Raw genomic sequence first — 3,292 nt, 5'->3', positions numbered from 1 at the left:
CCCGCCGTTGCCGAACAGCCCCGCGTCACCGCCGTTGCCGCCGTCGAATCCGGCACCGCCGTCACCGAGCAGCCAGCCGCCGGCGAACCCGTCGAGATGATCGGCGGTGCCATCCGCGCCATTGCCGATGGCAAAGCTGCCCAGCACGACGTTGACGGCGTCGGCGATGTTCTGACCGACGGCGCTGTCGAGCCACTCCGCGACCCCGGCGTGCAGCGGGGTGTAGAACCACTGGTCGAACAGGTGACTCAGATCGACGGGGTCAAAGGCGGCCGCCGCAGCGGGTTCGGGGGCCAGCAGGTCGAGTAGCCAGTCGGTATCGACGACGTCCGCCCGGGCGGGCGGGGCGGCTGCCGGGGACGCGCCGAATGCCAGCAGGGTGCCGAGGGCGGTGACCACAACCGGGCCGCCGCGGTGCTTGGCGATCACGTCTCCCCCGATCTCTCGCCTTTGGGGACACATCAGCGAACACTCAGATCACGTTAAGCTAGTGCGCTCGGAGAGAGCCGTCAACGAAGCCCGGATCAGGACGTGAGCGCCTGGCGGATATCAACGCCTTTGGCCAGCACCAACAGCACCAGCGTGGCCAGCGCGTCGTCGCTCAGACCCGAACCTGGAAAGTTGTAGCGCAGCAACACATCTGCGGTCTTGGTGGTGCCCTTCTCGACCACGGTGACCGTGCCGAGCTGACTCAGGCGCGCCTGCTCGGCCGCTCGCTCACGCAGCTTCTTGGTCAGCGCCAGGTCCCAGGCCAGGATCTGGGTGAGCGACACCAACTCCAGTTCGTCGGTGATCGGCACCACCCGCAATGACGCCAGCGTGCCGTCATGATGGACGGTCAGCGCTCCGTCGGGCTCGGCGTCCGTGGGCACCGCCGCCGCGGTGAGCGCCGTGTGCAGACGGTGGGCCAGATCCGTCATCACGCCGTCCCGAATCGGCGCTGCCGGGAGGCGTACTGTTCGCAGGCCTCCCACAGGTCGCGGCGGTCGTAGTCGGGCCACAGCTTTTCTTGAAAGATGTACTCGGCGTAGGCCGCCTGCCACAGCATGAAGTTGGATGACCGCTGCTCACCAGAGGTGCGGATCAACAGGTCGACGTCGGGCATGTCCGGGCGGTGCAGATGCTGGGAGACGGTGGCCTCATTGATCCGGTTCGGGTTCAGCTTGCCCGCAACGGCTTCGGCGGCGATGGCCCGTGCGGCCTCGGCGATCTCGGTGCGCCCCCCGTAGTTGACGCAGTAGTTAATGGTGATGACGTCGTTGCCGACTGTCATGGCTTCGGCGATCTCGAATTCCTTGATGACGCTGCGCCACATCTTGGGTCGCGAACCCACCCAGCGCATCCGCACTCCCATTGCGTTGAGGTTCTCCCGGCGGCGGCGCACCACCTCGCGGTTGAACCCCATCAGGAAGCGGACCTCCTCGGCGGAACGTTTCCAGTTCTCCGTGGAGAACGCATACACGGTCAGCCATTTGATGCCCAACTCGATGGCACCACAGGTGATGTCGATCAGCACCGCCTCGCCCATCTTGTGGCCCTCGGTGCGGCCCAGGCCGCGCTGAGTGGCCCAGCGGCCGTTGCCGTCCATCACAACCGCGACGTGATTGGGCAGCGCCTCGGCCGGAATCCGCGGGGCGGCGGCCTTGGAGGTGTGCTGCGGCGGACGGCACGGCCCCCCGCCCGGTGGTGACGGCAACTGCGGGAACACCACCGGCCAGGTGGACGTGTCCGGGAACACCGGATAGTCCTCGGGTGCCGCGGGCAACTGCGGGCAGCCGCCCTTGCGATCGGCCCGATTCAACACCATGCGCCCAATCCTGCCCGACCGGGCCGGCACCGCCTGCGGTGACTGCGCCTGCGCTGCGGCGGTTTACCGGCCATGCCGACGATCAGGAATCGGTACTCAGGTCCATCGCGACGAAGTCCAGGCGCCACAGCGATTGGAACAGCTTGCGACCGAACTTCTCCAGATCGGCTGTGCTCCCCCGCGATGGCCCGCCGGCCTGCGCCAGGCTCGAGGCGATCTCACGGATGCTCCGGCGCCCGTCGATGCTCTGGACGAACGGCAGCTGGGCCGGGTTGAGCTGCATGCGCCAGCCCGGACGGAAGATCTCGTTGCCGTTCAAACCGCACTTGAAGCGGAACAGTGGCACGTAGTCGAGACTCTCGGGCGTCGAGAAGTCGATCGTGTAGGTGTTCTTGGGACGGTCAGGACGAGTGGCCAGGAAGAAGTGCCGCGCGTTGAGGGTGTGGATGCGCTCCATCACCGACCAGATCTTGGCCTCGGGCAGCGCATTCACCACGTCGTAGAAGCCTCCCGACGGCGCGGCGATGTCGTGCGCGTAGTACGGCGCCTTGAGCAGCCAGCCCTGGAAGTCGAGCCCGGCCGAGTTGGCCAGATCGATGCAGCCGTCGACGTCGTAACTCTTCGCCCGACCATGCAGGAAAGTGTCCACCAGGCCGGAGTCCGAAGCCAGGTCGCCGGCGATCTTCAGATACGACTGGACAGGATGCTCCGGAGACAGCATCCGGATGGCCTGCCGCACGGTCTGGATGGAGGCGTCGCTCTGCTCCAATCCGAGATCTTGGAAGACCGACTCGAGGATCTCGATGCCGATCCGGCCGTAACGCGCGTACAGCATGATGGCGGCGACGCCATCGGGCCGCAGCCGCTCCGCGATCGCCTTCATCCCCACCTTCGGGTCAGCCATGTGGTGCAGCACGCCGGTGGACACCACCAGGTCGAAGTCCATGCCCAGCGTGGCCAAATCCTCGATCGGGAGCTGGTGCAGCTCTAGATTCCACAGCCCGTGCTTGTCCTTGAGGTACTGCTGGTGTCCCAGCGACGCCTGGCTGATGTCGACGGCCACCACCCTGGCCTTCGGGTTGTTGTAGGCGAAGACCGCCGCCTGGTTGGTGCCGCAGCCCGCGATGAGGATGTCGAGGTCGGGCCGGTACTCCCGGTCCGGCCACAGCACCCGGTGGGCATGGCTCGGGTCGAACCACTCCCAGTTCCCGGCCGACCACGCCTGCAGGTCGTGGATGGGCGGCGGGTAGGTCCACCGCTCGTACTGCCGGGATACGACGTCTGCGCGTGGGTTGTCAGTCACTTCTTTGTGGCTCCTTGTTACGTTGCCCCCCGGCGATCGAGTCAGACTCTAGCGGGGGTGGTTGGGGCCGCCGCGGCGGGTGCCACTCCCATTGGAGCAGCGTGCCGGACGCGTCGGTTCGCTCGTATCGGCTCAGTCAGCCGGCGCGTCCGGGCTGTCCGGGCTGACCGGGCTGACCAGGC

Annotated in this window: 3 protein-coding genes and 1 pseudogene; all 4 read right to left on the bottom strand. The window is 66.9% G+C overall.

Annotation, left to right across the window (positions count from 1 at the left end):
* Positions 1 to 462 (bottom strand): annotated as a pseudogene (locus DQP56_RS23370) (PGRS repeat-containing protein); the annotation flags it as partial.
* A gap of 62 nt (positions 463 to 524) precedes the next feature.
* Complete coding sequence (locus DQP56_RS23365; protein ID WP_112689431.1) at positions 525 to 920, bottom strand: hypothetical protein; 396 nt, start codon at positions 918 to 920, stop codon at positions 525 to 527.
* Positions 920 to 1,807, bottom strand: coding sequence for a decaprenyl diphosphate synthase (locus DQP56_RS23360; RefSeq protein ID WP_112689429.1), 888 nt, complete (start codon positions 1,805 to 1,807; stop codon positions 920 to 922). Before DQP56_RS23360 ends, DQP56_RS23365 begins: the two co-directional genes overlap by 1 nt.
* Before the next feature lie 82 nt (positions 1,808 to 1,889).
* Positions 1,890 to 3,110, bottom strand: a complete 1,221-nt coding sequence (locus DQP56_RS23355) for a class I SAM-dependent methyltransferase (protein ID WP_112689427.1) — start codon at positions 3,108 to 3,110, stop codon at positions 1,890 to 1,892.
* Between the last annotated feature and the right edge of the window lie 182 nt (positions 3,111 to 3,292).

The organism is Mycolicibacter senuensis (genome assembly GCF_003284925.1).
In the GTDB taxonomy this organism is placed as follows: Bacteria; Actinomycetota; Actinomycetes; order Mycobacteriales; family Mycobacteriaceae; genus Mycobacterium; species Mycobacterium algericum_A.
This window is presented reverse-complemented; position numbering and strand designations above follow the sequence as displayed.